This is a genomic window from Mesorhizobium sp. P5_C1 (assembly GCF_054049815.1).
The window spans coordinates 1-5,248 of record NZ_JBFULQ010000403.1; the positions used below are offsets into that span (position 1 = coordinate 1).

Annotated in this window: 1 protein-coding gene; it reads left to right on the top strand. The window is 64.2% G+C overall.

What is annotated here, in order from left to right; genetic code table 11:
* On the top strand, positions 1-5,248 hold a 5,248-nt coding region (locus ACXJ7R_RS24315; protein WP_457154054.1), incomplete at both ends, for a glucoamylase family protein.

Below are 5,248 nucleotides of genomic sequence, written 5' to 3' on the forward strand. Positions count from 1 at the left end.
ACGAGCGCGAGCTTCCCAGCCATCACGGAAGAGCCGATCCGATCCAATTTCCTGCCCGAAGAGCGCCTTCGCCTGCTTGGGGAAAGCCTGGCAAAAGGCGATCTCACCGATCTGTTCGGCCTGACGCCGTTCGACTTTCAGGCCCGCATCCGCGACAGCGCCAAGAAGATCTTGGAAGTCTACCGCTCGACCAATGCCGCGCAGGCGAGGGGCGAGACGATCACGCCGGCGGCGCAGTGGCTGCTCGACAACAATTATCTGGTCGAAGAAACCATTTTCCAGGTCAAGCGCGATCTGCCGCGCCGCTTCTACCGCCAACTGCCCAGTCTGAAACTGCCCGAGGGCGGCAGCGTGCCGCGCGCGCTGGCGCTGGCTTGGACCTATGTGGCGCATTCGGACAGTTCCGTCTCGGCGACGATGTTCAAGTCCATCGTCCAGGGCTTCCAGTCGCTCGAGCCGCTGAAGATCGGCGAACTCTGGGCGCTGCCGTCGCTTCTGCGCTTCGTCCTGATCGAAAATCTGCGCCGGCTGGCGGTCAGGGTCAACCGCACCCGCCAGATGCGCCAGATCGCCAACGATGTCGCCGACAAGGTTCTGTCGACCGACGACAGCCCGGACCGGCAGGCGATCCTGTCCAAATTCAGCGCTCATGCGCAGGACACCACCTTCGCCACCCAGCTGCTCTATCGCTTGCGCGATGGATCGCAGAATGCCGGCAAGGCCCTGGAATGGCTCGAAGGCGAGCTCGAAAAGACCGGCTCCGACGCCGAGGAGATCATCATTTCCGAACATCACACGCTGTCCAGCGGCAATGTGACGACCGGAAACATCATCCGTGGCCTGCGCCTTATCAACGACGTCGACTGGACGGTGTGGTTCGAAGGCGTCAGCCGCATCGACACCGTGCTGCGCGAGCGCACCGATTTCGCCGCGCTCGACTTCTTCTCGCGTGACCAGTACCGGACCGCGATCGAGGAACTGGCGCGCCGCTCGGACCTTTCGGAATATCGCGTCGCCGAGAAGGCCATCGAACTGGCCGATCACGCCGCCACCGAGACCCTATCGGGCGATGATGAAGGCGCTGCCACCCAAGTTGCATCCGCCCACACCGATGTCGGTTTCTTCCTCGTCGGTCCGCGCCGGCTGGAACTGGAGAAAACGATCGGCTATCGGCCGACCATCAGCCAGACGGTCAAGCGCACCTTCCGCAAGACCGGATGGCTTGGCATCGTCGTACCGGTATTTGCGCTGACGGCCCTGCTTCTCGTGCTCACCGGCAACGCGCTGGCCAATCTCGGCCTGTCGGTGCCGTCAATCGTCGTGATGCTGGCGCTGTTTGCCGTACCGGCCAGCGAGGGCGCGCTCGCCTTCTTCAACACCGTCGTATCGCTGTTCCTAAAACCGACGCGCCTCGTTGGCTATGATTACAGGCACGGCGTGCCGCCTGAGGCGCGCACCCTGGTGGTGGTGCCGTCGCTGATCGGCTCACGCGACGACGTCGAGGAAAACATCCGCAACATCGAGGTGCATCATCTCGCCAACACGGCGGATGAAATCTATTTCGCGCTGCTTTCGGACTGGCCCGACAGCAAGACCGAAATCGATGCGGCCGATACCGAAATCCTCGAATTCGCCCGCGCCGAGATCGCTCGTCTCAACGCCCGCTATCCCTCAGAAGGCGCGCCACGTTTCTACATCCTGCACCGGCGGCGCCTCTTCAATGCGGCGCAGGGTTCCTGGATGGGCTGGGAGCGCAAGCGCGGCAAGCTGCATGAACTCGACCTTCTGCTGCGCGGCGACAGCGACACCACATTCCTGCCGCTCGACGTGCCGCTGCCCGAGAACGTCGTCCATGTGATGACGCTCGATGCCGACACGCGCACCACCCGCGACGCGGTCGCGACCCTGGTCGGCAAGCTCTGCCATCCGCTCAACCGTCCGCATTTCGATGCTACCAAGCGTGTTGTCACGGCCGGCTATGCCATCCTGCAGCCGCGCATCACCGCGTCGCTGACCAGTGGCGACGATGCGTCGTTTTTCCAGCGGGTGTTCTCGGCCAATCGCGGCCTCGACCCTTATGTCTTTGCCGTCTCCGATCTCTATCAGGATGTCTTCGGCGACGGGTCCTTCACCGGCAAGGGCCTTTATCACGTCGATGCTTTCGAGGCCGCACTACAGGGCCGCATCGAGGAAAACACCATCCTAAGCCACGATCTGCTGGAAGGCGCGCTGGCGCGCTCGGCGCTGGTCACCGACGTCGAACTGGTCGAGGACTATCCGATCCGTTATTCAGTCGACGCATCGCGCCACCATCGCTGGGCACGCGGCGACTGGCAGCTTCTCGGCTTCATGCTCGATCCGCGCTCCGGCGTGCCGGCTCTGTCGCGCTGGAAGATGGTCGACAATCTGCGCCGCTCGCTGACGCCGATCTTCTGGGTCATGGCCGCGATCGCCGGCTGGACGCTGCTGCCCTTCACGCAGGCCGCCCAATGGCAGGCCCTGCTGATCCTCAGCCTGTTCATGGCGCCGACGTTCGACATCGTCAACGCCATCCTGCCCAAGAGCGGCGACCAGACGCCGCGCGGCCATTTCTCGGCCCTGGCGCGCGACGTCGCCTTCGGTACCGCCATGGTGGCGCTGAAAATCGTGCTGATGGCGCACAACGCCTGGATGATGGGCGACGCCATAATCCGCACGATTTACCGGCTCTTCGTCAGCCGCCAGAACCTGCTGGAATGGCGCACCGCCTCGCAGGCGCACAAGGCCGGCGACAACGATGTCGGCTCCTATTACGGCATGATGTATGGCGCCGTGATTATCGGCTTCGTCGGCCTTGCCATCCCGGTGCTGGCCGATTCCACCGGCGCCTTCGTTGCTTTCTTCTTCGCCCTGTTCTGGATCGCTTCGCCGGCCATCGCCAGCTGGATCAGCCGCTCGGCCGAAACCGAGGATCGCTTGCGCATATCGCAAGCCGATATCCACGCACTGCGTACGGTGGCGCGGCGCACCTGGCATTATTTCGAAAGCTTCGTGACGGCCGAGCACCACAATCTGCCGCCGGACAATTTCCAGGAAAGCCCGGCGCCGGTGGTGGCGCCGCGCACCTCGCCGACCAATATCGGCGTCTACCTGCTGTCGGTCGTCTCTGCCCGCGATTTCGGCTGGATCAGCCTGTCCGACGCCATCACCCGCATCGACGCCACCATGACGACGATCGAGGGCATGCCGCGCGACCGTGGCCATCTCTTCAACTGGTATGACACGACGACGCTGAAGCCGCTCTACCCGCTCTACATCTCGGCGGTCGACAGCGGCAATCTTGCCGGTCATCTGGTGGCGGTGGCCGCGGCATGCGCCGAATGGGCGGAAGCGCCCTCCGTCCATCTCCAGGGCGATTTCGAAGGCATTCTCGACACTGTGACCATCCTCAGCGAGAGCCTCGACGAACTGCCCGACGACCGCCGCCAGCTGCGACCCCTGCGCCAGCGCCTCGTCGACCGTCTCGACGGCATGCGGCGCGCGGTCGACACCATCAAGGCGCAGCCGGAAATGGCGTCGATCCGCACCATCAATCTGGCCGTGCTGGCCGGCGAGATCCGCAAGCTCGCCACCGCCATCCACACCGAGGCGGCGTCGGCCCAGAGCGACGTCATCGTCGACTGGGCGGCCAGGCTCGAGGCCACCTGCGAGGCGCATGTCCATGACGCGCACAGCGACGACAATGCCGTCGAGGCGCTGCGCGCCAAGCTGCTCACCTTGCGCGAGCGCACGCGGCGCTTCGCCTTCGAGATGGATTTTTCCTTCCTGATGCGGCCCGAACGCAAGCTGCTGTCGATCGGCTACCGTGTCGAGGAGCACCAGCTCGATGAAAGCTGCTACGACCTTATGGCCTCCGAGGCGCGGCTGACCAGCCTGTTCGCCATCGCCAAGGGCGACCTGCCGACCGAGCACTGGTTCCGGCTTGGCCGGCCGATCGTCGAGATCGGTTTCAAGGGCGCGCTGATGTCCTGGTCCGGCTCGATGTTCGAATACCTGATGCCGCCGCTGGTGATGAAGGAGCCGCAAGGCAGCATTCTCAACCAGACCAGCAAGCTGATCATCAAGCGCCAGATCCAGTATGGCCGCCAGAAGAACGTGCCGTGGGGCATTTCGGAAGCGGCCTACAACGCCCGCGACCGCGAACTGACTTACCAGTACACCAATTTCGGCGTGCCCGGGCTCGGCCTTAAGCGCGGCCTTGGCCAGAACACGGTGATCGCGCCTTACGCCACCGTGCTCGCGGCACAGTTCAACCCGCGCGAAGCCGTGCAGAATCTCGCCCGGCTGCGGGAGATCGGCGCGCTTGGCCGCCACGGTTACTACGACGCTGTCGACTTCACGCCGCAGCGCGTGCCGGAAGGCACCGATCATGTCGTCGTGCAGAACTACATGGCCCACCATTCGGGCATGTCGATCGTGGCCGTCGCCGACGCCATCTTTGAAGGCCGCATGCGCGACCGCTTCCACAGTGACCCGGTCATCGAATCGGCTGAACTGCTGCTGCAGGAGAGGGCACCGCGCGACATCCCGACCGCGACCGTCAGGACCGAGGCCGACGAGCGCTCCAAGGACGAGACGGAAGTCGAGAGCCCCGACACCCGCATCGTGCTCGATCCGTTGCGGTCGCTGCGGTCGACCAGTGTGATGTCGAACGGCCGCTATTCGGTGATGGTCACCGCGACCGGCTCGGGCTACAGCCGCTGGGGCGATCTCTCCATCACCCGCTGGCAGCCGGATCCAACCGAGGACCGGCTCGGCTCCTACATCTTCCTGCGGGACGCAGGCACCGGCGATTGGTGGTCGGCTACGGCCGAGCCGAAGCGTGCGGCCGAGGAAAAGGCGCAGACCTTGTTCTCCGACGACAAGGCAAGCTTCGTCAAATCGGTGGGCACGTTGCGCTCCGAAGTCGAATGCATTGTCATCTCGGAAGGCAATGGCGAGGGCCGTCGGGTCACGCTCTACAATGACGGGCCGACCGACCGTCACATTGAAGTCACCTCCTTTGCCGAACTGGTGCTCGGCCTGGAGGCGTCGGACAACGCGCATCCGGCTTTCTCGAAGATGTTCGTCGAAACCGAAATCGCATCGAACAATGCGCAGATCTTTGCGACGCGGCGCAAGCGGGAGACCAGCGAGCCCGATATCGCCATGGTGCATTTCGTCACCGATCCGTCCGGATCGGCGCGCGATGCCGAAGCCGAGACCGACC